This window comes from Flagellatimonas centrodinii (assembly GCF_016918765.2).
GTDB lineage: Bacteria > Pseudomonadota > Gammaproteobacteria > Nevskiales > Nevskiaceae > Polycyclovorans > Polycyclovorans centrodinii.
Genome location: NZ_CP092105.1, coordinates 89,465 through 112,504 on the forward strand (window position 1 = coordinate 89,465; position 23,040 = coordinate 112,504).

Annotated in this window: 21 protein-coding genes; 20 read left to right on the forward strand and 1 reads right to left on the reverse strand. The window is 60.5% G+C overall.

Annotated features, from left to right (window positions below):
• Window positions 1-203: 203 nt before the first annotated feature.
• The 20 genes from JN531_RS16970 to JN531_RS17060 all read left to right on the forward strand — a co-directional run bounded on the left by JN531_RS16970 (window position 204) and on the right by JN531_RS17060 (window position 21,218).
• Window positions 204-2,363, forward strand: a complete 2,160-nt coding sequence (locus JN531_RS16970; protein WP_228350092.1) for a helix-hairpin-helix domain-containing protein — start codon at window positions 204-206, stop codon at window positions 2,361-2,363.
• A complete protein-coding gene (locus JN531_RS16975) occupies window positions 2,360-4,201 on the forward strand; it encodes a type IV secretory system conjugative DNA transfer family protein (protein ID WP_228350093.1) in 1,842 nt (613 codons plus the stop codon). Before JN531_RS16970 ends, JN531_RS16975 begins: the two co-directional genes overlap by 4 nt.
• Window positions 4,201-4,758 carry a hypothetical protein gene (locus tag JN531_RS16980; protein WP_228350094.1) on the forward strand — a complete coding sequence of 186 codons (558 nt, stop codon included), beginning with the start codon at window positions 4,201-4,203 and terminating at the stop codon, window positions 4,756-4,758. Before JN531_RS16975 ends, JN531_RS16980 begins: the two co-directional genes overlap by 1 nt.
• 222 nt (window positions 4,759-4,980) lie before the next feature.
• Window positions 4,981-5,181, forward strand: coding sequence for a hypothetical protein (locus tag JN531_RS16985; protein ID WP_228350095.1), 201 nt, complete (start codon window positions 4,981-4,983; stop codon window positions 5,179-5,181).
• Between the two features lie 4 nt (window positions 5,182-5,185).
• Window positions 5,186-5,575: a hypothetical protein gene (locus JN531_RS16990; protein ID WP_228350096.1), complete on the forward strand. Its 390-nt coding sequence runs from the start codon at window positions 5,186-5,188 to the stop codon at window positions 5,573-5,575.
• Window positions 5,576-5,675: 100 nt separating this feature from the next.
• Window positions 5,676-6,011 (forward strand): hypothetical protein, encoded by a 336-nt coding sequence (locus JN531_RS16995; RefSeq protein WP_228350097.1) that lies wholly within the window; start codon window positions 5,676-5,678, stop codon window positions 6,009-6,011.
• Window positions 6,012-6,015: 4 nt separating this feature from the next.
• Window positions 6,016-6,627 (forward strand): hypothetical protein, encoded by a 612-nt coding sequence (locus tag JN531_RS17000; protein WP_228350098.1) that lies wholly within the window; start codon window positions 6,016-6,018, stop codon window positions 6,625-6,627.
• A gap of 42 nt (window positions 6,628-6,669) precedes the next feature.
• On the forward strand, window positions 6,670-7,464 hold the full coding sequence (locus tag JN531_RS17005; RefSeq protein WP_228350099.1) for a hypothetical protein: 795 nt from the start codon (window positions 6,670-6,672) through the stop codon (window positions 7,462-7,464).
• On the forward strand, window positions 7,454-8,875 hold the full coding sequence (locus JN531_RS17010; RefSeq protein ID WP_228350100.1) for a TraB/TrbI/VirB10 family type IV secretion system protein: 1,422 nt from the start codon (window positions 7,454-7,456) through the stop codon (window positions 8,873-8,875). Before JN531_RS17005 ends, JN531_RS17010 begins: the two co-directional genes overlap by 11 nt.
• Window positions 8,876-8,933: 58 nt before the next feature.
• Window positions 8,934-9,173 carry a TraV family lipoprotein gene (locus tag JN531_RS17495; RefSeq protein WP_366522462.1) on the forward strand — a complete coding sequence of 80 codons (240 nt, stop codon included), beginning with the start codon at window positions 8,934-8,936 and terminating at the stop codon, window positions 9,171-9,173.
• On the forward strand, window positions 9,158-9,649 hold the full coding sequence (locus JN531_RS17015) for a hypothetical protein (protein WP_228350101.1): 492 nt from the start codon (window positions 9,158-9,160) through the stop codon (window positions 9,647-9,649). The genes JN531_RS17495 and JN531_RS17015 overlap by 16 nt, the downstream gene beginning before the upstream one ends.
• Complete coding sequence (locus tag JN531_RS17020) at window positions 9,646-12,426, forward strand: VirB4 family type IV secretion system protein (RefSeq protein WP_228350102.1); 2,781 nt, start codon at window positions 9,646-9,648, stop codon at window positions 12,424-12,426. The genes JN531_RS17015 and JN531_RS17020 overlap by 4 nt, the downstream gene beginning before the upstream one ends.
• Window positions 12,427-12,646: 220 nt before the next feature.
• Window positions 12,647-12,859 carry a hypothetical protein gene (locus JN531_RS17025; RefSeq protein WP_228350103.1) on the forward strand — a complete coding sequence of 71 codons (213 nt, stop codon included), beginning with the start codon at window positions 12,647-12,649 and terminating at the stop codon, window positions 12,857-12,859.
• Window positions 12,849-14,189 (forward strand): hypothetical protein, encoded by a 1,341-nt coding sequence (locus tag JN531_RS17030; RefSeq protein WP_228350104.1) that lies wholly within the window; start codon window positions 12,849-12,851, stop codon window positions 14,187-14,189. Before JN531_RS17025 ends, JN531_RS17030 begins: the two co-directional genes overlap by 11 nt.
• 318 nt (window positions 14,190-14,507) lie before the next feature.
• A complete protein-coding gene (locus JN531_RS17035; RefSeq protein ID WP_228350105.1) occupies window positions 14,508-15,182 on the forward strand; it encodes a transglycosylase SLT domain-containing protein in 675 nt (224 codons plus the stop codon).
• 355 nt (window positions 15,183-15,537) lie between these two features.
• A complete protein-coding gene (locus JN531_RS17040; RefSeq protein WP_228350106.1) occupies window positions 15,538-16,074 on the forward strand; it encodes a TlpA family protein disulfide reductase in 537 nt (178 codons plus the stop codon).
• Window positions 16,071-17,291, forward strand: a complete 1,221-nt coding sequence (locus JN531_RS17045) for a hypothetical protein (protein ID WP_228350107.1) — start codon at window positions 16,071-16,073, stop codon at window positions 17,289-17,291. Before JN531_RS17040 ends, JN531_RS17045 begins: the two co-directional genes overlap by 4 nt.
• 1 nt (window position 17,292) lies before the next feature.
• Entirely contained in the window at window positions 17,293-19,692 is a 2,400-nt protein-coding gene (locus JN531_RS17050; protein WP_228350108.1) for a hypothetical protein, read from the forward strand.
• A 60-nt stretch (window positions 19,693-19,752) separates the two neighbouring features.
• Window positions 19,753-20,553: a hypothetical protein gene (locus JN531_RS17055; RefSeq protein WP_228350109.1), complete on the forward strand. Its 801-nt coding sequence runs from the start codon at window positions 19,753-19,755 to the stop codon at window positions 20,551-20,553.
• Complete coding sequence (locus JN531_RS17060; RefSeq protein WP_228350110.1) at window positions 20,550-21,218, forward strand: hypothetical protein; 669 nt, start codon at window positions 20,550-20,552, stop codon at window positions 21,216-21,218. Before JN531_RS17055 ends, JN531_RS17060 begins: the two co-directional genes overlap by 4 nt.
• Before the next feature lie 845 nt (window positions 21,219-22,063).
• On the opposite strand, the gene JN531_RS17065 is transcribed toward JN531_RS17060, so the two are convergent.
• Entirely contained in the window at window positions 22,064-23,038 is a 975-nt protein-coding gene (locus JN531_RS17065) for a ParM/StbA family protein (RefSeq protein WP_228350111.1), read from the reverse strand.
• Between the last annotated feature and the right edge of the window lie 2 nt (window positions 23,039-23,040).

The window sequence follows — 23,040 nt, forward strand, 5'->3', positions numbered from 1 at the left end:
TCTTTTATAAACCATCCCCCTAGTACACCAGCCACCCCACTCCTGCCACCCCCACCCGCTATCCCCCTGACCCACCGACATTTCTTTTTCTCTTTTCCCCCTCTTCTTCTCCCCTCTTAAAGCTTGGGCGGCCGGGGCTGGGGCTGGGCGCCCTTGTTTAGGGGGATGGTTTATAAACGGGGGTGCGCACGGTCTAAGGGATCATGACCCGACGCCGCAACAGAACAACCATCGACGGCCGCGTCTTGCGCGCCTGGCGAAGTCCGACAGGCTCGGCGGTGGCCCAACTGCAGGTCGAGAGCGAGATCGTGCCGGTGCTGGCCAAGAACATGGCGCTGGTGAGCGACGAGGTCGTCTGTCTGGAGGGCAAATGGACCTCGCACGTCGGTTCGGGCCGCCTGTTCCTGGCGGCAAAGATCCGGACGCGCCCTCCCGAGAGCCTGGCCGCTTCGGCATCGATGCTGGCGGAGGCCTTGGAAGTCGATATCGGCGACATCAACCGGCTCATCAGCCGCTTCGGTGACGACCTGCTGAGCGTGCTGGACGGCGGCCATGCGAAACGGCTCACGGATGCCGGATTCGACGCCGGCATGGCGCGCACCATGATGACGAACTGGGCTTCGCATCGGTCGCACCAGGCCTTGGCACCGCTGCTGGGGAAGCTCGGCCTCGACGAAGAGGCGCTGGAAGCCCTCCGCAATGTGTTCGGCAGCTCCGTCGATCTCGATCGACAGCTCCGCGAGCAGCCCTACAACGTGATTCTGCATCTGCCGACCGCACAGTGGGATCGCGTCGAACGGGTCGCTCGTGAGTTGGGGATAGCCGAGGATGCACCCCAGCGGCTGGATGCTGCTGTCATCGCCGAGCTGCGAGCTCGAGGGTTCAGCGGGCACACCTACATGACCCTCGATTGGCTGAGGGAGGCCGCCCTGGCCAGGTTGGGGCTGAGCGAACGAAAGACCGCGAGACGCGCGCTCGAGGCAAGAATCGACACACTGCGGGCCGAGCGCCTGCTGACGATTGATGCCGACCGTGCATTCCTGCCACAGGCTTTCGAGGAAGCGGCCGCTCTGGCTGAAGGGGTGCTGTCGCACAGTCGGGCCTTGGCAGACATCGACCCGCCAGACGATCGAGAAGCCCTGGAACACGCGCTATCGAAGATGAGCGTGCCGGAGGGAGTTGATCCGTGGGAGCTTGGCAGGTTCGCACTGGGCGGAGCGCTCTCCGTGATCTGCGTGCAGGGGCTTGAGGCAGCGCTAGATGTGGCGACGGGCCTCGATCAGGTGTGCGACGTTCTGAAGATCAAGATGGGGCTCATCTGCCCAACCCTCTGGGCTGAAACCGCATTGAACGAACGTGGCCTGGTGAGTCGGCCGAAAACGCTGCACGAGATGTTGGGGACTCCGCCGCGGTACGACAAGATCAGCGGTCTGCAGGTTGAGTTGATCGTCATTCTGGGCGCGGACCAGCTTTCATCCGACCAGCTGCACGGGCTGTTTCGTGCGCGGCCCGACGGCGTTGGGCTGGTTCTGATCGGGGACGACTCGCTGGACACGGGATTCATTCTCGGCCGACCGTTCCGGGATATCGCCAGTGCCGGCGACGAGGTCGGCGACGCTATTCGCATGATCCGGCATCCGACTGGTGGAGCGCTGGTCACCAGGGCTCGACGCCTAATGGACGCCCCGGAGATGATCGGCCGCTTGCAAGGGCGCTTTCAGTTGCCGCTGTCAGCACATGAATGTCGGACTGAAGACGTAGACGGCGCGGTCTACAGCATCGTGGAGCGCGTGCTTCCAAGGTTGAACGCTCTCGATGAAAGCTACGCGGTCTGTTACCCGCGGAGGGCGGGACTCCCTGATCCCACGGTCCTCGCTGACCGACTGGAGCAGCTTGAGAGCACTGAAGCAGCGATCGCCTTCGGGCGACGATCTTGGCGGTCCGGGGCAAAGGTCTACTTCACCGAGCCACTGCCAGGGGAGATCACAATCCCGGCCTTCACCCGACTCGAGCTTCGTCTGATTGATGCCAGTCCGGGACCCTTCCCGGCACGCACCGTCGATGGCCGGGAACTGGCGATTACAGCCGCACAATTGGAGCGCGCATTTCCTGCGCGGGTGGCACCGGTTCACGCGGTGCTGTGGCAACCGGTTGATACGCTCATCCTGATGCTGCCTCCCGGCCGGCTCCATCACGCACGTCGCATCCTCTATTCCATGGCAGCCAGCGCGCGCCGGCGCCTGATCCTGGTTGGAGCTACTGAGGCGTTCACTGCCGCCTTGTCGGAAGACCATAGCGAGCCTTCAAGTCTGCTAAAGATGACGTTGGTAGGCCGCGCCCATCACGAGAGAGCATCCACATGAGTGTGCGCGAGCGCTACAGCTCTGAGGCCCGGGTGCGCGTACGCGCACACGATGAAATGCGGCGACTAAAGGCCACGCCGTTCACCCCCCTACTCGCGGCCATGGCGCCGTTCTTGCCCGCCCCGGCGTTCGGAGCGATCGGCATCGGCGCCGGCGTCTTTGCAGCCAACAGGCTGCAGGCGCTGAGGACACTTAGGAAGCCTCCAGAACTCGCAAAGCAACATCGGTTCGCTGGCCGCGAAGAGACGGGCATAGCCGATCGGATCTATCTCGGACACAGTATTGATTTCCTGACCTACAAATCAGGACTCGAGGCGCTGAGGGAAAGACAGGGCCGGCTTACCGCCGAAGAGCGGACCGACTATGACAACAGTGTCATCGAGAAGATGTTTCCCTCCTTCACCGACGACAAGAACATGGCAGCGCACATGGCGCTGCTAGGCAGCCCTGGGCAGGGGAAGACCGAATTTCTGCTGTCGCTCTGCTATCAGCAAGCCAAGCGCGGTGGCGGGATGATCATCTTCGACCCCAAGAGCGACGACAAGGTGTTCGCACGTATCGCCGAGATCATGCGTTTGACGAACCGCGAGCACGATCTGCGCTACTTCAACCCGGATCGGCCGAATCAGAGTCACACCTACAACCCGCTGCTTTTCGGGGATGCCCGTCATGTGGTGAGCACCGGAATGAAGCTCACCAAGACACCAACAGGGGGCGACTCGGACTTCTTCTACCGGATGACACGCATCGGCATGCTCGCAGCCGTGGTTTGCCTGAAGGCGCAGCCCGAGTGGACACCGATATCGTTCCGAGATCTGGCCCCGCTGTTTTCAGATTTGGGTCTGTTCGCCGAACTCTGGCAACGCATCCCGGACGAAAACGTCGATGCGAAGGCATTCGTGTATCAGTTTTTACGTATGTGGCTGACACAAAACCGGCAAGGTCAGCTCGGGCCCGACTATCAGCAATACCTCAAAGTGCTGGCCGGATTGAAAGGCATGGTGATGGATTTCTGTCACGGCCCCTATATCCGACTGCTGAACTCCTACAACCCGGACATCGACCTGAAAGACGTGATCGAGAACGGGCGGGTGTTGTACGTGGGCTTCTCCGCCCTTTCTGACAAGCAAGGCAGCAATGTGTTCGGGCGGCTGCTAATGGCAGATGCGGCACGCGCACTCGGGGAGATCTACACCCAGCGAGTCCGGCCGGCCGTGTCATGCATGATTTTCATGGACGAATACGGCTCCTCGGCAGACGAAGCCGACCTCGAGCTGTTTCAGATGGGTAGAGACGCCAATGTCCCGATTGTGGCAGCCGTACAGGGCCGGGGCTTCCTCGACTCGGTGAATCAGCACTTCGTCAGCAAATTACTCGACGCAACCGGCTCCCAACTTTTCCTGAGGGTATCAAGCGAGGAGAGCCGCAGTACTGCAGCCGCGCTGGCCGGAACGATCATTGCCCGCTTTGGACAGGGGACCGACAGCCGGAACTTCGGCAGTAGTCACAAGAACTTCGAGACCGGGATGCTCAATCAAGAGAGCCACGGCCGCAGTGTCAGCGTCGGGTCCAGGGAGATGAGAGAGGACATGCTTCAGCCCGAGGATTTCGCATTGGCGAAGGGCGATGCAATCCTGTTTTCCTCCTCAGGGGTGCATCGGATGCGCCTGCCACTGCTCACGTTCAAGACCGCGATCCCGCCTAGCGAGAAGGTATGGCTTCCACGCTTTGCGCGTCCGGAGGTCAAGGGGCTCGACTTGATGCGCCGCTCGATGGAGCACGACACGCACTTCATACACGCCTTCAGCAATGGGGCACTCGAAGACGAGGACAGGTGATGGCATTGGCAGACACATTGATCGGCAGCCAACTGCAGATGCTGCAACAGCCGTGGGATTGCTGGTGGTGGGTCTCGGTACTCGGGTTCTGGGGATGGCTGAGCATCGCGCTAGCTTCGACGATTCTGGCGATCACCCAGCTACCCGCGGGGCCCATCGGCGCGATCGCAGGATCATTCACGCCGCTACGTGCAATGGCGAGCGAGCAATCGTTCCTTGAGCGGCTTCGAGACTGGGATCTCGACCTGTGGGACATCTGGGATTGGGCAATGCGGCTCGCCCGGTACTACATCGAAACATTCGGGTTCTGGGGCTATCTGGGCGTCGGGGTGGCGGCGGTACTGATTCTGCTGAGCTTCGACCTGACTCACAGTCTTACAAGCCAGATCATCAGTGGGACCTACAAGATTCTGATGATCGCGGTATTGGCTGTGGTTGCAAAGCTGCTCCAGCTACTGGCTTCGGCAACGGCGTCGACTGCTATCGCCCGGGCACGAGATGCTGCTCGGTTCTACGAAAGTCGCTATCGCCGGGAAGAGCCGGTAGAGCCCGAATAGGTCCTGCCAGGAATGGCACGAAAACGGGAAAGCCGGCGGTCTAAGGGAAGCATGAAACATGTGACCGCCTTGATACTGCCCCTGAGTCTTCTGGTAAGCGCTGCCAATGCCGCCCCGCCCGGCACAGCATATGCCGGGCCGGGGATACTCGATTTGCGCCGCCCGTCGGTTCAACAGTCCCTTGAACGAACAGCCCGGGCATCGCAGGCGCTGGATGCCGCCATGAAGGAGATCAGGGCAGCACAGTCGGCATACGCTTTCGCCGGGTTCGACTACGAACGGCTACTGAAGGACCTCTCGACAGCCCGCGAGGCCCTGGACCCGATGCTTCTGATCGAGGAGCGTCGACTGCGCTACCAAACGCTAGTACCCACTGCAACCTATATCCGGCAGTCGCCGGCACCATTGACCACACCGGAGTAAGACCATGATGCGCTTTGCCAAACCACGCCTGCAGCTGACGAAGGATGCGTCGGACTTTCTGACCTTCCTCACCCTGAGTCTGCTCCCGGTTCTCTGTGCGTTGATGCCCGAGATCGCATTCGCCCAGGACGCGTTCGAGGGCGGGGGCTTTATGGGAGATACCGCGCGGTTCATCGAAGACATCGGTGGAATGTGGACCGTATTCAGCTACGTGTGCATTTTCGTGGCTCTCGTGCTTCTCGCACTGGGGATGTTCATGCCGATGGCCTCGTTTCTGAAGTGGGGGGCGCTGGGAGCATTGGTTGTCGCCGCATTTGGCGAGTCATTCGTCACCTGGGCCTTTGATGTGGGCGGGAACAACAACGAGCTCTTGATCGAGCGACGGCAGGGATAATGTTGAAGGATATATGGCCACTGGCGTTACCTTGGATTGCCGGTAACTGCAGTGGCCATATCCCTTTCGGCGATGAGCACCTGAGATGAGACGGTGTCCTGTGAACGCTCTTGAAGCGTTTCGATTCCTGGGCCTTCGATACGAGTATCTGATGGTTGGGGTGCTGTGCTTCGTTGTTCTGCATATCGCACTGCGCGGACCATTGGGCCCGCTCGGGCCCTTTGTGGCGCTCATGTCTGGCGCCGCCCTTGCGCTCATTCTGCAGAAGGCGACCGAGGACAAGCCAGGAGCATGGCTGCAGCACCTGCTGCTGCTATGGGTGGTCGACCCGCGACGCGCAAAGTATTGGCCTCAGCTCGCAAAGGGGCTCGACAGCCAGTTCCGCCTGCGCGGCGTCCTTCCGCCATCTGCACTGATAGACGAATACGAGGTTTGAGGGAATGAACGAGGCAGGGGGTAAGGGTGAAGGGTGGACTCTTTGGGCCAGTCAGGAGCTGGCCATCGCCCGATTGCAGCGATCGAGAGTGTATGTGGGCGCCTTCGGGGTGGTTGGCGTATTGATCCTTGGGATCTATATCACGCACCTCCATGGCAGAGTCGACTATCTGTCGACCAACCAGCTCATGTACTGCGTCGCTGACGGTGAAGGAATGTACCGTTCAACGCGCGACATTCCCGAAGCAACGGTCCTGAATTACGGGCAGCGGTTCCTGGCGAACTTCAAGCAATACGACTCCTCGACCGTAGATGTGAACTTCGCCCGGGCACGGGAAATGATGCGGCCGGACCTCGCGCTCAGCTACAAGCCGGCAATGGATCAGGAGGCGGCACGTATCCGCCGGCTGTCACTCTCGCAATGGTTCACCCCGTTGAATGAAACCCTCACGGAAACAGAGGGCGGTTTCATATTTACGGTACAGGGGCGGATCGGCGGCTACACCGGCTCCACTCCATTAAAGCCTGCGGAGACGACCGTCCGGATCGAAATGCAACGCGTCGTGCCCAGTGAGGGGCGTCCGGAGGGGCTGCTGGTCGTCAAAAGCAGCGGGTAAGTGGCGCGTCTAAGGGAATTGAGTCCCTGACACAGAATTCTGATGCTTCGCTACTTCCCAGTTCTCGCTGCATTGATACTCAGCTCGGTTGCGGGCGCCGCTGAACCTTGTGACCGGGTTCAACGCAGCGCGACTTGGTCGGGAGCCCCGCTCGACATCGCAGTTTCCCCGGAGGCCTACACGGAAGTCGTCTTCCCAGAGCCGCTGGCCGGGATACTTCCGGAGCGAGAGGATGGACTCCGCTACTTCGAGAATCCCTTCCCTGATCGATTGTTCTTTACTGTCGATGACCCGGAATACCATGCCATAGCCATCGTCCAGGGAAAAACCGGGCAGTCTTACCATCTCCGACTCGATGCCCGCAGCGGGTGCCCCGATTCGACCGTGAAGGTTCTGGCGAGGGGGACATCCGCAGTTTCGGCGGTGCCCGACGAACTGCAGCGGTCAACTCGGAGAAAGTTGATCGAGTACATGATCCTCGGCGAGACCCCTCAGGGATACGCGCGAAAGCAGATCACGGGTGATCTGTCAGACCGCGAGATTATCCGGCAGGGTTCTGTGGGGATCTATCTCACCGAGACCTATAGGGGCGTGAACTACACCGGTTACGTGCTCCTGGCCGTGAACGAAGGGCGCACCCCCTACCGCGTGGCACTTGAGAGCATCGATTTCGCCGCGCGTGGGTTGACTGATGCGGTAGGACTCGTGCGCGAGATTACGATGCAACCCTACGACTTCCGGCTCGGGCCAGCACCGGAGTACGCAGCTGATGCTACCGATCCGAGCCACCAGGGCCTGATCTACCTCGTTACGGACAACCATCGCCGTGACAGATAATCCGAACGTCATCAAAGCGCGGGCCGCAAAGCAGAATTCGGCCGCGCAGACCAATACCTCACGCTCTAAGGTTTTCCTGATCGGAGGCGTGTGCCTTGCGGCTGCCTTCCTGTTCATGAAAATGGGCGGATCTGACAGGGCGCCGATTCCGCAAGCTGGGCAGGCTGCTCCAACACCGCCACCTGTCGAGTTCGGAACAATGTCGAGCGAAGCTGCCGAGGCGCAAAGGCAGCTCGAACTGGCTGAACTAAAGCGGCGCCTGGCAGAGCAGGATCGAGTCTTGCAGACGCAGCGAAGCGAGTTCTCTCAGCAGCTCGAGGCAGTTGAAACGAAGCTCACTCGCGAAGTGCAGGGACTTCTCGAGGCGCTGGAGAGAAACTCGGAGTCCCGTGTTCGTAGTCAGCGTACCGGCGATCCGATGCCGAGCGGCGTGAGCGACCTGCCGCTACCACCGGGCGGCGGAGAGTTCGTGGATCCGCAGCTAACAGCGCAATCTCGGCAGAGCCCCTATCGAAGACTGGGTGGAGGCTCAGGCGGCTCAGGTGCATCGCTACCGTTTACAGCCGGGGCAGGCACCGCGGCGACTGGTGGAATGACAGATCCTCTGGCCAGCGGCGCGTTCGACGAGAATGCGTCATTCGCAAGCCAGGCACGTCCCGAAGCAGCAGGCCCCGGAACACCATCTCCGGCGCGAACCACGGGGCGAACGATCAGAGACGGCTATACCCGAATCCCCGCCTATTCCTTTGCCACGTTGCGAACCTTGCATGGCGTGCCGTGTCCTGTCGCAACTGGAATCTCCGGATCAATAGGCGGCCTTGGCACCACCAGTGCGCCAGTCGTGCTCCCACTGGTGTCGAGTTTCAAGGGGCCGCAGGGGCTTGAGTTTCAGGTTCCCGCAGTTCACTTGCTCGGCTTGTGCGAAGGGGTCGATAGAAAGCGGCCGACCGCCATGGTCAAGGTAGAACAGCTGTCCATCATTGATGAGGCTGGAACAGCGCATGTCATCGAGGTCAACGGCTATGTCGTCGACGCACGCGACAACGATCTGGGAGTTCGAGGCGTCAAGGAGAGCGTCAAGGGCACGCAAATATCGCTCGCGCTGTTGGCAGCAGGCGTTGGCGCTGCAGGCAGCGGAATCCAGCAAGGGGCCACCGACACAATTGAGACTGCCGGCGGGAACATTCGGGAGGTGGTACGCGGCGGGCGCCTGGGGAACCTGATTGCCGGATCGACCATCGGCGCTGGCGCGAATGAGCTAGTCCGCTACTTCCGGGAGCGCGGCGCAACCCTTTTCGACGTTATCTCGGTCGACGCAGGTACCGAACTGAGATTGATCATTACTGAGCCAATCGATTTGCCGATTGGTCACTCTGTTGTGGAGAGCATTGATGGCCGTCCGTTGCTGTAGTGCCGCCTTCCTGATTCTTGCATTGGCTGGCTGCGCCAGCGATCGCGCCTTCCGGCCGATGGAAGAGGTCTATGACGAAGTGCATCGCCAGGGCCAGCGAGACGCTGTAGCCGTCTTGAGGGAAAGCCTTCGTGAGCGAATCGTGTACGGCGCGTCGGACCCATATGTGCCTCTGCGAGTGCCGGAAGAGATCGCACCGATCTGGATTCCACCTTACGTCGACTCTCGAACTGGACGCCGCGTCGACGGCCACTGGGAGCACACCGTCATCAGGAGATCCGAATGGTTCACTCGGTGAAGGGCACTGCTATATCCATTCTCGCCGCGGCGGGCCTGGTATCGGGCTGCGCGACCCGAGGCGACAGCGGATTTGCAGACGACTACAGGAAAGCACAGATCAGGCAGACAGCCATGCGGAGTATCGTGGCGCGGCCTGCGGCTGATGGTGAGTTACGCGAAAAGCCCCTCATTTCTGGTCCATTGAATCCGTCGACAACTGGACCCCACACCGCCCCAATGATCCTTCCACCGCCGGTGTCGGCTAGGCTCACGGCGATGATGAAGGTGTCAGAGCTGGTGACCCTGTGGGGAATGAGCATCGGCTACACGCCCGTCATCACCTCGAAGGCTGCGGGCGAGGCCATCCTGGGAAGCTTCGCCGAGGTGGACTTTACCGAGGTCGATATGGGGGGATGGATGGCGCGCAATGTGGGCGTGCGCATTGATCTGATCCCCGAGGTTCGGATGATCCTCGTGAGTCGCATTCAAGCATGAGGACGTCGACCGCAAGCGAAATGCTGGGCGCGCTCGGCTACACGAAAGCCGTGCGCCTCGAGGACGCCATCGATATCTATACCTTCGTGGACAGTGGCGGATACTCGCTCACCGTTGACGGGCGAATGATGGCCATCTGGCGTCTTCCCAGCATTCCTGGTGATGGACTGACTGAGGATCAGCGCACAGGAATAGCCAACGAGCTGGCTCGCTTGATCGATCTCTACCCGGAGGGGTCTTCTGGGCAGTACGTGCGCTTCTCTCATCGCGACGTGCGGGACAAACTGACGCGATATCGTGAGGGAATCCGCCAAGAGGGCTTCCTCCCCGTCATCGGGAAGTCTGTCCTGGCAGTGCAGGAGAGGGCGGCACGCTTCGGCTTCTTCGCAAATGCCAAGCAGGGCGCCGAGCTTCTGGACCGGGTCAAGAAGATGGAGCTGGAAGGGGATGACGGCTCCGAGGTCGGCACCCCTGACCCACTTCCAAATCCGGGGATCACACGCGGCACAGTGGCCATGGTCGTAGAGCACTACCTGGTTTTTGCAATGGACTCGTCACTTCGGGAGCGGCGGGGATTCAGCCAGGCATCTCAGGCCCTTCGCAGTCTTTTTGGGCTCTCTGACGGGGAGGCATTCATCAACCGAATGGAGGCCGACGAGCACCGGTTCCTCGAGGCTGTCAGTGAGTTGGAGTTCGGAATGGAGGCGATCGGTCTAGCGGCCGAGCGTCAGAATGCGTCTGGCATCTGCAAGTTGCTCTACCGGATTCTGAATCCAAGGCGGTGTCTCATCGCTGCACCTCCAGAGCCTACACGCTTTGAAACTCTCGCTGACGCGCTGTCGTTGACCGGCGTCCGAACGAGCATCGGATCCGCGGCGACTGGGACCACATTGAAGACCTCGCCCGAGTCATGGTCGTTGGATGGCTACCACCACTACGCAACCTCAGTCCGGGTAATGCCCGAAGAGACGCGGGCCGCAATGCTGCTCGATCCGATTCAGAAGACGGAGGGTGAAGGCTGGTGCACAGTCAATTGGTGGGTGCCGGCTCAAGGGCTATATCGAATGAATCTGCGAATCAAGGCGCAGATGCTGTCAAACCAGAAGGAGCTCTCGAAGTATCCGATCATTGCTCCGGACCCAATGAAGCTCGAGAAGCGCGACCAGGATCTGGCCTTTGTTGGCAACGCCATCAATCCAGAAGAACGGGAGTACCACAAGGTCGTTCGGACCTCTGTTCATATCGTTGCGCGCGACAGCAACGCCGGACGGGCAAAGCGCCGAGCCAAGCAGCTGGAGAAGTTACTCTGGAATAGCGGGTATCTTGAGCAGCTCCGCGGAGACGCGGTGATCCACCATAGCCTGCCGGGTAACTTCCGTCAGGAAGCCTCTCAGTTCATCGGTCGGGATCTTCCGGTCCTGAGTACGAACCTAGCGGACTTGCTTCCCATCTACACCGGTTTCAACGGGCTCGATGACGGAAAGCTGATGTTCAACAACAGCGTCGGGGAGCCGATCGGCTACGACCTGTTCACGCGGCACGCCACTGCCGGGCACACGCTGATCTCAGGAGGCACCGGCACCGGGAAGTCGTTCCTGGCAAACGGGCTTATCAGTCAGAGCAGGGTGCAGGCCCCGACGAAGACCTTTGTGATCGACAAGGGTTTCAACTTCGATTCGCACACACGTGCGACCGAGGGGCAACTGATCGTGCTTGTGCCAGAGCCAATGGATGGCTACGAGCCACCTTGTCTGAACCCATTTTGGATTGACGACAGTAAAGGACATCGGCAGCCATCAAGCCTTGAACTGTCCTACATGCTGAGCGTGCTCAACGCGATGCTGAAATCCGGGACAACCGATGAGTCCGGCAGGACAGAGCCCGTGCGAAAGGAGGAGATGAACATCCTGATGGGTCATCTCACCGGTCTTTTCGCAGCAAGACAACCAGGTGGCGAGCTGATCATGACCCACCTGATGAACAGTCTGCGCGCCAATCCCGCTGACTCCATATCAAATGAATTGGCCCGTCGGTTGGTCGACTTCAGTAGCGAGGGAATGTGGGGACGCCTGTTCGATGGGCCGCTCTCCGTGAACTGGGATGCTGAGATGGTCTGTGTCGAAACCAGCCTGATGGCCGACTCGCCGGCTATGGATGTGGTGATGCTGATCCTGTTCATGCAGATCGAGTCGTATGTGAAATTCAAGCTCCCGCGTGGAGTTCGCAAGCTACTCTTCATCGACGAGTCGTGGAAGGTACTGGCCAAGCCGCACCTCGCGAGGATCGTTGGCTCATTTTTCCGCGAGCTTCGCAAGTATCAGGGAGCAGTGGTCTTGCTCAGTCAGGGCCTTGCCGACTTCCGTGCATTGGTCAACGCCGAAGGCGGCGCAGACGACGGAATCATGATGAACACCCGACACTTCATCATGCTTGGAGCAAGCAAGCAGGACATGGATGACGCCGAGGCCATGTTTGCAATCACGCCAGAGGACCGTGCCATGTGGGGACGAAGTCGGAGCGCGATTCCTCAGTTCACCGAGTTCTTCTACCTACTTCGTCACCGGAGCAACATCAACGTGACAGCGTTGATGCGCTATTGCTCTGACCCGGCCACGTACTGGCTGTCCACCACCGAACCTGCAGAGGTGGACCTGCGCAAGGCCCAGTTCCAGAAGCGTTCGGACGAATCCGCATCGGACGGGACTGCCAACGTCATGGGCGCCGTCATTGCTCAACTTGCTGAGGAGTATCCCTATGGACTCAAGAGTGGCGGCTAGCGCCGTTCTTTCGCTGGCGCTGGCTATCAGCGCGTCGAATGCCTGGGCCGGGCCCCGCGGCCCGAAGGAGCGCCCTGGGGTGTCCGTGGCTACAGCTGAGGAGATGCATCGGCGAGCCCGAGAGGCGGCGATATCCGACCTTCGAGCTGTGGAGCGCAATCGGGTTGACGACGCGTACAGGCGTGGGGTTACCGACACGCTCGAAGAGTTCCAGGGCCGGATGCGTGCGCGTCAGGGTTTTACCTATGAACCCCCGATCATCGAGTATGTCGAAATGCCGGCGCAGGTCATGAACGGTGCCCTCTACCCACGGCACAAGGCGCCAGTCATTGTCAGCCCAGGCCGTTGGGTCGAGACCAACGGCGTGCCGGTACCCATCGACATCAACCCTCGCGTGAGCGATACGCGGGTGGAGTACGTTGATGAGCAATGATCCAAAGGATGAGCCACGGAACCCGATCGACGATTTTCTTGATTCTCTTGACGATGACGTTGACAAGGATCCTCTGGATAGCGAGGTGGCACGAACGCTCGTCAATGATGTCGACGCCGGCGGCGATGCGCAGGTGCTGGCGCAGACCCTCGAGAGTGGTGAGGCCGAGGGCTCTACACAAGACCGTGAGCATGAGTCGAACGACAATCAGGGACCTGAAGTCGACACCCCTGCTGCAGCGTCCTTCAATAGTAATGTGACAGAGGCAGTCACCGAACCCGCGGTTGACCACGAGGGCGGCATAGTGGCGCCCGCGATGCCGCAGGGGCCAGGCGACCAGTTTCGGGTCGCTGCTCATTCCGCAAAGAATGCGCTCAGCAAAGCGGCTGGCCTGGTCGCCGACAAGTCGGCGGCATTCTCCGGGCTGGTGGCAAGAGCGCGCCGTGCGCGACAAGTCGAGAGACAGGAGCCGATCGCGACGAAACCATCCACCGGTGACTCGGACACGGAAAGCCCGTCAGGGCCCCAGCGGATGGGCAGCACGAAGGCCAAACCGCACAGAAGGAATGCGGCCTTCGTAGTTTCCGCGGTCCTGATCCTCGCGGTCGCCGGGATCAAGCGCTGCAGCGAAGCGGTGCCACCTCCGCCCAACGCGGAAACCCTGTCGAGCCCGGATCTGAAGCCGGTTCCCGAGCAGAGTGTCGAAGACAACGGAATCGAGCTGCCCCCGCTGGAGCCACAGCGCGATGATTCTCTCGATTTGCTACCCGAGGTTACGGCAGCGACTGATATGGGTGATCCACACCAGTACCAGTCCATAGCGTTCGGCCCCCTTGGCGCCTCGGCCCGCGCAGAGGGCGCAGAGGGCGCAGAGGGCGCAGAGGGCGCAGAGGGCGCGGCCCAGTCTGAGAGCCGCTCCAGTGAAGTGACGCCAGATCAACCAGCTCAGGATTCCGATGATCAGATTGGCGAGGCCGGTTTGACAACGGCTGCGCCGGAGGCCAGTCCGGCTCCGACAGCGGCGCCCAGCCCGCCCCCGAAGGAGAAACCGCAAACCAAGACCGCCATACCGGGCAAAGCGGTGACACCGACGCCGGGAGTCCGGCGTCCACGCGATGCGACCAACGTGAAACCGGATATCAGGATCGGTGCGATCGTTGCTGCATCGGGTTGTTGGAACTGTGCACCGTCCGTGCTCGTGCTTCACGAGGCGGGGCGCGACGTCGTCGCCGCCGGCGATCAGTGGAAGGGCTATACCGTTTCGGTTTTCGGGGATCGGGTCACGCTGTCGTCTAAGACTGGGAGTTGGAGTTTCCTTCCGGAGCGGTGATGAACCCTGATGCGCTCGTGCAGTGTGCCCAAGAATGCCTGAACCGCGTGGTTCGGCGGCACTTTCGCACGCGTCTTGAGGTTAGGGTCGAGATCGGAGTGCCAAAGGCGCAGAAGGTGGTCCCGCTGAATGTGTCGCAGCCAACTGATGAACCGCAGCCAATGCGGCGCATGATCTGCAGCATCGAGGGCGACCCGATACGCCGGGTCGTGCGGCTTCACCCCCAGCTAGCGGTGTCTCGGGTGCCGCGCTACGTACTGGTAAACCTTCTGTACTACACGGTTGAGCCGTTCATCGTGGGCAGCCACCCAGATGGGTATGCACCGCGTGATCGAGACCGGGCGAATGCATGGCTGGAGCGGCATGAGTTTCCACCAATCTAGACCGTTGCGGGTGGCTTTTGCCCTTGCCTCACTCATATGGGTGCAACTGGCATTTGCTCATCCTCTCGTGGCACAGGTCGCAGGGATCTATGGGCTCGACGAGCGGCTGCTACGCGCAGTCCTGATGACCGAGAGTCGTGGTCATCCGTGGACCCTGAATGTACAAGGTGAGTCCTTCTTCCTTGGCAGTCGCGACGAAGCAGCTGCACTTGTGAAGCACGTGCAATTAAATCCGTGGCTTGTCCGGTACCGGCCGCGGAGTGGAGGCAAGGCGGTTCGCTGGTTCCTGCCAACGGAACAGGCAGCCAAGCTCCACGCATCCACACTACCGGGGGACAGGACGTCTATTCGCCGGGTAAATCCGAGGATGATCGATATCGGCCTGATGCAGATCAATCTCCACTACCACGGAGACAGAATGCCGAGCATTGAGCGGGCCCTAGATCCGGACTGGAATCTGTCATATGGGGCCTATTATCTGGCGTCTCTCATTCGCCGTCATGGTTCGATCGTCACGGGACTCGGCTACTACAACGCGAGTGACCCGACCAAGCGAATGATCTATTCGAGATCAGTATTGGCGAACTACGAGCGGCTAGCGCCAGGCTAACGGATTCCGGGCCGATCGCCCGTCTAAACAGGGCATGAATACGATACGCCCTTCCTCATTCCGCCCAGTCATTGGTCTGGCGTGCCTCGGCGCCGTACTTCTGTGGGTTGGGGGCGGCATAGCCGCTGATACGCCATTGCCCCGTTCAGCGACGGAGACTGAACATCCGCTGCTGCGATGCGATCGCCTTCACTGGCTCAAGAACTGCGATTCCCTGAATGAGCAGGTCACCCGACACCCGTCGGCGCCGCTCAGAATGGTGGATCCAAAGGGTCTCGAGTTTCACTTCGCGCCAGGGACCCCGAGCGTAATAATTGAGCATGTCCTCAACCCGTCGAAGGCGAGCGCCGAACGAGTGATCGACTACCAGAACGCCGTACTCGAACGAAACCTGCTCGCTGCCAGGTTCGCTCAGGAGGTGATGATGGAGCGCGGGCACAAGGATCAGTATGCCCTTCACATGGCGATGAATCCGCCGCAGGTGGTTGACCCAGGCATGAGGTCGATCCCACCCCCGAAGACGCAGCAGGCTGCCCCAGCAGATCGCCGCGCCCGGGTTGGCCGGGTACGGGCATGGCTGTTCTACAGCGCCTCCTGCCCAGCTTGCTCACTGCAGATAGCCGAGGTGAAGCGCCTACTTCGTCTCTACCCGGAACTCGATATCACGTTGTTGCAGATGGACGATGACCCGGACTTCCTGCGACGGCTTCGCGATGTCGAAGGTCTCAAGGCGGGTCCAATTCCGAATGACCAGTTGGCGAGCTATCAGCAGAGGGTTCCGCTGACGCCGACTATCTGGGTAGAAAACAAGCGCTCGCGGGAAACGTGGCGGCTCGAGGGTGTAACTACCGTCGAATCAATCGAACGCGCGATCTTGGAGGCATCTGAATGAAAAGGCTTGCCATTGCGGCGGCGATCGCCGTGACGACGTCGACCGGTCACGCGCAGGGACTCGGGCCGGACTCCGCATCCGCCGACGTCGGCTTACTGTTCGACGTGGCTCTGCCCGACGATCAGGGAAGAACCTTCAAGTACATTGACGGAACGGTTCAGTCGAATGTGCGAGTCGGTTGCGACGGAATGACGACTGGCAATCTAGGGGCCCAGGTCATTGGAGATGTGCAGTCCTTCATCACCTACTTCCAGTCGAACGTGGCGGGGATGGCGATCAACTTTCTCATCTACTCATCACCCACGCTGTACCAGCTCCTCGAGAACCTGAACATTCACAAGGACTTCCTGCGCGAGCTGAACGCTTTCAATTGCGCAAGCGTCCGCGACATGGCGAAAGATCGACGCAATTCGGAGATCTCAGAGGCAAAAAACAAGTGCATCGAGTCGGGTGAGGCGCCGGGGGCCTGCGATGATGGGGACCTGATCAAAGAGTACATGCCGGACGCAATGCGTGATCTGAATGATCGGCTCAAGGAGATTACGTCGGCCGCCGGGGACTTCGACCTGCAACAGACCATCAAAGAGTACCTTGGTCAGCTGGGAACGCTGCCACCTGGGGGCACCAGAACCGAAGTTCGCGATGATGGCGTGGCCAGAGAACTGGCGGAAGTCCGCGAGTCGATCAGCTTCAACATGGTCACAGTTCCAGAAGGAAGCGGCGACGGTCTGACTCGCTTCAACTTCGAACCCCCGAGAAAGAGCGTCCAGCAGGTCTTTGATGAGCGTGTGCCGAAGTATCGCGAGCTTCTCGACGCGGTGACCTCTGCCGGCATGAGCGGGCAGGATCTGGATGAGGTCGCTGAGTTCCAGAGATTGAAGGCGGACCCGGCGTTCCCTGTACTCGACCGCTCAACTCTGGCGACCATGTTCGACATGCGGCGAAACATTCCTCTTCGCTATAAGGAAGTAGAGAAGGCTGCGGCACGGCGAATGACACTTGCGTACATTCGATTCGCCATTGCTGAGCAAGAGGCGATCTACGCGAATCTGCTTGCGGGTGGTACTGGCGCCAAACTGGATCGAGTTGCTGAAGATGTAATCGTGTGGGTCGAGCGCGACATCAAACGACTGAAAGCACAGCTGCAACTCGAGGAGGTGCGTGTCCAGAACACCGACTACTTGAAGGGGCTTGAGCAGAAGCTGATCGGAATGTGAAATGAACAAGCGACTTCTTAGCTGGCTGGCGGGGTCGGTTTCCAGCCTGGTATCCGGGGCATCATGGAGCCAGGCTGAAGTTGGGCGTGTCGAGGACACTGCAGTATCAGCAACAAAGGCTTTCCGGCCGTTCTTTGAGGATGGCAGACTGGCGCAGGATCTCGCCACCTACATAGGTCTCCCCTACCACAGCATCTTCGTGCAGGTCTTCTGGACCGTTGGCTTGCCGTTTCTCATTCTGGGGCTTGTTGTTCTCCTGTGGCGGGCGGTTTCAGCTGATTCGAGGGGCATGTTGAAGCACCTTTTCGGGCTGGCTCTCGTCCTTATCGTCCTGATTCCAGTTGACGGTACGGCGGCGTGGGTACAACGGTCCCTCTATCACAATGGAGGGGCGGGCGCGCCACACATTGATCTGAGCACCGGTGAGGCCGACCAACGCGAGCTGAGGGTCGCGCTAGGCGTTGTGGTCTTTAGTCGCGTCGTAAACTTCCTGGAGGGAGGAACCTACTCCCTCCTCAAGGACGCGACCGCAGCCCAGCGCCGAATTAGTCCTCTCGGCGTATATCGAGAAATGGATATTGCCTACTTCTCGCTGTTCGGTGAGGAGAGTTTGCTGGCCCCAATTCGCGACTATTACCGGCTGTGTGGCAACGTTCGCACCCTCCCCGGTGCCGAAGGTATCGACGACGGCCAGTGGGACGCGGTGAGCCTCAACGGGACGGCGACTTTCGGTCGGGAATGGGTGGCTGGTCGACGCGACCTGAAGTCAAATCCGTTCTTCAACTTCGCCCGGGCGTGGTCCTCGCAAGCGAGCTGGGTTACAGGCAAGGTCTACTCGCCACTCTCTAAGCTGATGGACCAGGTCGAAGGGTATGCCGAAGGGTGGGACCGCGGCGAGGAGGCACGCGCGCTGCTCGCCGGCTATAACCCGTACAGCTGTGGAGCGGACTGCGCGATGAACGAGCGCGGGTACCGGCCGCCGGATTCATCCTTCTGGAAGCAGCGGTTGACGACTGCGGCCGAGGATTCTGTTCCGATCGGGACCAGAACCATTGATTGGGGTGCGCGCTTCCAGCACCCCCAGGAATCCGGGGCGCCCGGTGCATTCGCCACCAACTGCCTCGAGCTGTTCGAAATCGCTGATGCAGCCGTGACAGAAGTGTACGAAGCAGATCCCGGCTATGAGGAGTCGAGCATCACGGATGACGTTATGTCGGCTGCGCGGAGCGCGAGGATGCTCGGGATCGTCACTGGATTGAACCAGCGCATCAGCAACTTCACCGATGCAGAAAGTGAGATCGGCTCGAGGACACTTCCGGGTCAAAAGATCGGGGCGGCTGATATGGGCGCGCTCGCCCGTTCTATTGACGCCGGCCTGAAGGAGTTCGGCCTACTCAAGAAGGCAGCACTGGCGTTGCCGGATGCGGTGATGATGGCCATTGGGATTTCGGCATTCGTGCCTATCCTGGTGATCCTTCTGCTGCCGATCGTCGCACTTGCCTCTGTAATCTTCGGCGCAACCTTCCCTCTCGAAACAAGCTTTCGTCTCATCATTATGGGCAAGCTGGTGGCACTGATCATGTACGTGATCATCCAGCTCGGATCGGCGATTGGCGAGTTGCTTCTTGGATACTGGGAAGCATCCGCAGTAATCGACTACCAGACGACCTACCCGATTCTCCCTCTGGTCTATACGGCGAGGACCGGCACGCTGCTGATGGCGCTCGGACTTCCTCCGGTATTGGCATACATGCTTGCCTTCAGCAATTCAAAGGCTCTCGGCGGGATCTCGACCACAAGACCCGGTTCAACCCTCACCAGGGATGGCATGCAGGTAGTGGGAACAGGAGTGGGCCTCGCTATGGGGGCGTCTCGACTGGGAATGATTGCTCGAGGTGCCGCGCCCAAGGCCGCCGGCGGTGGTGGCGGTGGTGGTGGTGGCGGTGGTGGCGGTGGTGGCGGTGGTGGCGGGCATGGTGGTGTGCCCATTCCCTCTGGCAGCGGAGACTTCTTCCCCAGGCAACTCATGAACTCAGGGCAGCCATGGTCGAAAGACAACCCGGGCCTGGTTTCGGGGAAGTGGGTTGCCCCCCCGGGAGGTCATCCACGCTCGGCTCCTGGGTATACGCCCGGCCGCAGCTCCTCAGGTCCCGCTGGCAGTTCAGGAGGACGTAGCGGACAACAGTCGGGACAAGCTGCGGGACCGCCCCCGGCCGCGGCGGCAACTCGCTCCGAGCTGTCGAATGCCACCATGACCGGCTCCAGGACGCCCGTACAAGCGCCGTCGATGGCTGGTCAGCCTCGATCGACCGATCGGGCGAGTCCCCCTGCGGGCGGCGCCACTCAGACCACACAGATTCCCGGTACCGCAACGTCCCGCACTCGGAATACTGATCGGTAGTGTCGTAAGTGACTAGGTTCGATGGTGGCGGGCTGCCATATAGTGGGCAGGAGATCAATCATGCGAACCTCGTTTTTCTCACTGCCTATCATTATCGGAATCGCCGCGCTCTTGTGGTTCGGGGCTCAGGCTGCGGATGTACTTCGTGAATACCCGCGCGTGCAGAATGCGGACAGTTTGCCTGGTGAGCTGCTGAGGATAGGCCCGGTCAGCGACAATCCTCCGCCGATCTACTGGATTCAGACCCGGATGTCGCAGGTTCAGGCGCGTAAGACCAAAGGCATGCTCCACAGATATGCACCTGTTCCGTGGGACCAGGTGACGGGCCGGTGGGTCCTGATGGTCATGGCCCACCAGGGGGAGTTCGACCGCAAGTTTCTGACTGATGAGGAGTTGCGGCGTCTCGGGTACTGGACCCAGTTCGTCCGAGCAGAGTTCAGAGCGCGCTTCGGAGCGATGGCTGAAGTCTGGTTCGTCGAGCTGGGCGAGGTCAGCAATCCCGTCGCCGGCATCGGCAGCAACGCGTTGCTTCATGGTTGCGGTCGCACCGGTTCGAGTTGGTGCATGGACCGGTTCCTGATTTCGCAGGTCGCGGGAGACGCCGACTACGCAGATGGGCAGTGGGCGTCGGTCCCGGCATGGCTGATGCAAGTGGTCCACCCGCAGCTGGAGCTGGATGATGTAGAGGCTGCTCGGGCGATGCTCAATAGGTCCATGTCGCCGTGCCTATTGGCTGTAGATCCTTCGGGCGTTCTCTGGGCACTTGATGATCGCACCGCGAGCTGCATTGGAGATCGCGGGGTACAGCAAGTCTCTGACAGGATCGAGGAACTAGCAAAGCGGTGGGAGAGGACTCAGTGACTTTTGATTCGAAGGACTTCGCAATTCCGAATCGTCAGCTTCGTACTCGGATACTGCTGGCCACCGTTCTTGCGCTCGCCGGTGGGACAGCATGGACGTACGGAAGTGACCCGGCATCTGCTGCCTACGATTGGCACATGGTTTTGCAGGACGCTGCCGATCGGATGAACGCACTGCGTCGAATTGGCTGGACCGCCGTTGTCGCCTCGATTTGCGTTCTCCTCGGGAATCCACGACTCATGCTCGCAGCCGCGGCGATTGGCTGGGTCGCGTCATGGGGGCATGTGGAGTATGGCGTTCGCACCGGGTACGAAGGTCAGGTTCACACACGAGATAGCGGCTATGTGATTGGCACGGTTGGCACATTTGGACCCAGCCATCTTCGCGAGCAGGCGGCGCGACTGGAGCGCATTGACGAGGGGCTGGTGCCATTCGCCAAAGCGCTTGCTTCATCGGGGGGCGGAGCAGACCTGATTGCCGGGATCGAAGCTCGAAGCGGCAGCGAACGCGGGCCCATTGATCGCCTTCGCGGACGCTACCAAACCTCGGCGCCGGTCAACTGGAACTCCGTCGCCGACGTGGACCGGGGTTCACCTTCACTCAAGCATCGCGAGATCAGACAACCGCAACTGATTTGCCGGACAGGGAGTGCAGTCTCATGCTGACAGACTATCGTGGTGCTTCCCTGTGGGAGGCTGATATTGCAGCTCGCGTCGGCCGGATACCGCGGCACCAATGTGTTGTATTCGGCTTCGAGGTAGATCTCGCCGAGCCGGACCAGGTTCGTCTCACGCGTCGGCCCTATAGCGTCCAGGACGTGCAGGCTGATATCACGTTCCTGTGCCCGGGCATAGATCCGGCTTCCCGAGCGTGTCGCGCATGGGCTGCGCTTGCCAACGCGGATGTCCTGCCATCGCGCGGATTGATCATCTCCGCGCCCCGAGCTGTCTGGCTACGCATGACCGACGACGACCTTCTCGCGCGTGGAAGCGACGGCGTCAGACCTCGTCGAGTAGGTTTTGGAAGGGCGGTATTGCGGGACCAGGATTGGGATCTCGCTGTCTGCCGCGAGATGCACTTTCATCAGGCGGGGGCGACTCGTGGGCCCTTGCGGCCAGCGCCCTCGGCGTTTGCGGTCGCCGCGGCGTAGAGGATTCCCCTACCAGCCCCGGGTTGGGGCTGGTTGGAAGTTCCTGAGGCCGCTCTGAGGCCTGGTAGCCCCTCTCAACCAACGCCAACAGTAATGCTGTGCGGGTATTGCGCGGCTCACGACCATAGACTGCGCTCAGGTTCGGGTGCAGGTCATCATTGATGCGAACGTGGCCGACGAACTTGGTCGGCTTGAGTTGCGAGGCCCTGAACAAAAGAGCGGCACGATCCGGAAGGTCGGCTGCTGCACGTTCGGCGTAAGCGGCCGCGAGCGCCGGCACGAGTGAAGGCGACGCAATGGCATCAAAATGTTCGACGAGCTCATTCTGCTGCGTAGGGTCGATCAGCAAACGTGGCCGCCTCATGCCGAACCACTCCGCGGGACGCTACGCTGACCAGCATAGTGCCGTGCAGCACGGAGGTAACCGCGGGCATTGGCCAGGTGTGGCGCGTCCGGGATCATGATCCGCGCCTTCGCGAACTCCTTCATGAGCTCGTCGCGACACAACGCTGCCCCGCCCCCAGTTACGATGAGAGCGTCGAGTGAGGTCGCATTGGTCCAAAGGTCAATGACGATGTCTGCCACGGCCTGAACCACCAATCGCTTTGACTCTGCAATGGGTCGCTCGAGCGAAAGCACCTGCTTCCCGTCACGTACTTGCCCAGCGGCCATAACGGCGGGCATGTCGGCAATTCGGGCCGCAATTCCCTTCCCGCGAATATAGCTATGCAGATACTCGTAGGCCCTACTGACCCCTCGTGGTTCGCTCGCATGCACAGTCCAGGATACCTTGGCGTGGTTGAGCTCGATCGCGTCGACCGTTCCACCGCCAATGTCGACGATGCCGACACGCGTATTCTCGAACCCTTCCTGAGCATTGCCGGCATCGTCCATCGCCAAGTAGAAGTAGCTGCCAACCGGCTGGGGGATGATCCGGAGCACTTCAAGGTTGATGCCGCATGAACTCCAACTCTGCAGGGTCTTCTGAAGCTGTTCCTTGTGCTCGGCGTGGTATCGGACAGGAAGTCCGGTAACGATTCGTGCGGCGCGTGTGCCCATCTGGTCGAGAATGTAGCGAGTAAGCACTCGGAACTCAGGCTGGCGGTACCACGAGGAGTCGACCTCGGGGAGTCTCGCTCGAGCAAGCCGATGTGCGTCGTCCCCCACAAGCCACTGGACCTTCTCGTCTACGATGAGCTTTACGCGATCGAGTGCCATAGCGTTGTCATTGACGCGCGCAGTCCAGCTTGGAATGCATAGTTCGTGGCCAGCGTCCGATACACCCTTTGTCTGGCCAAAGCCGACGTCAAAGCCAATTAGCGGTACGGATTTCATCG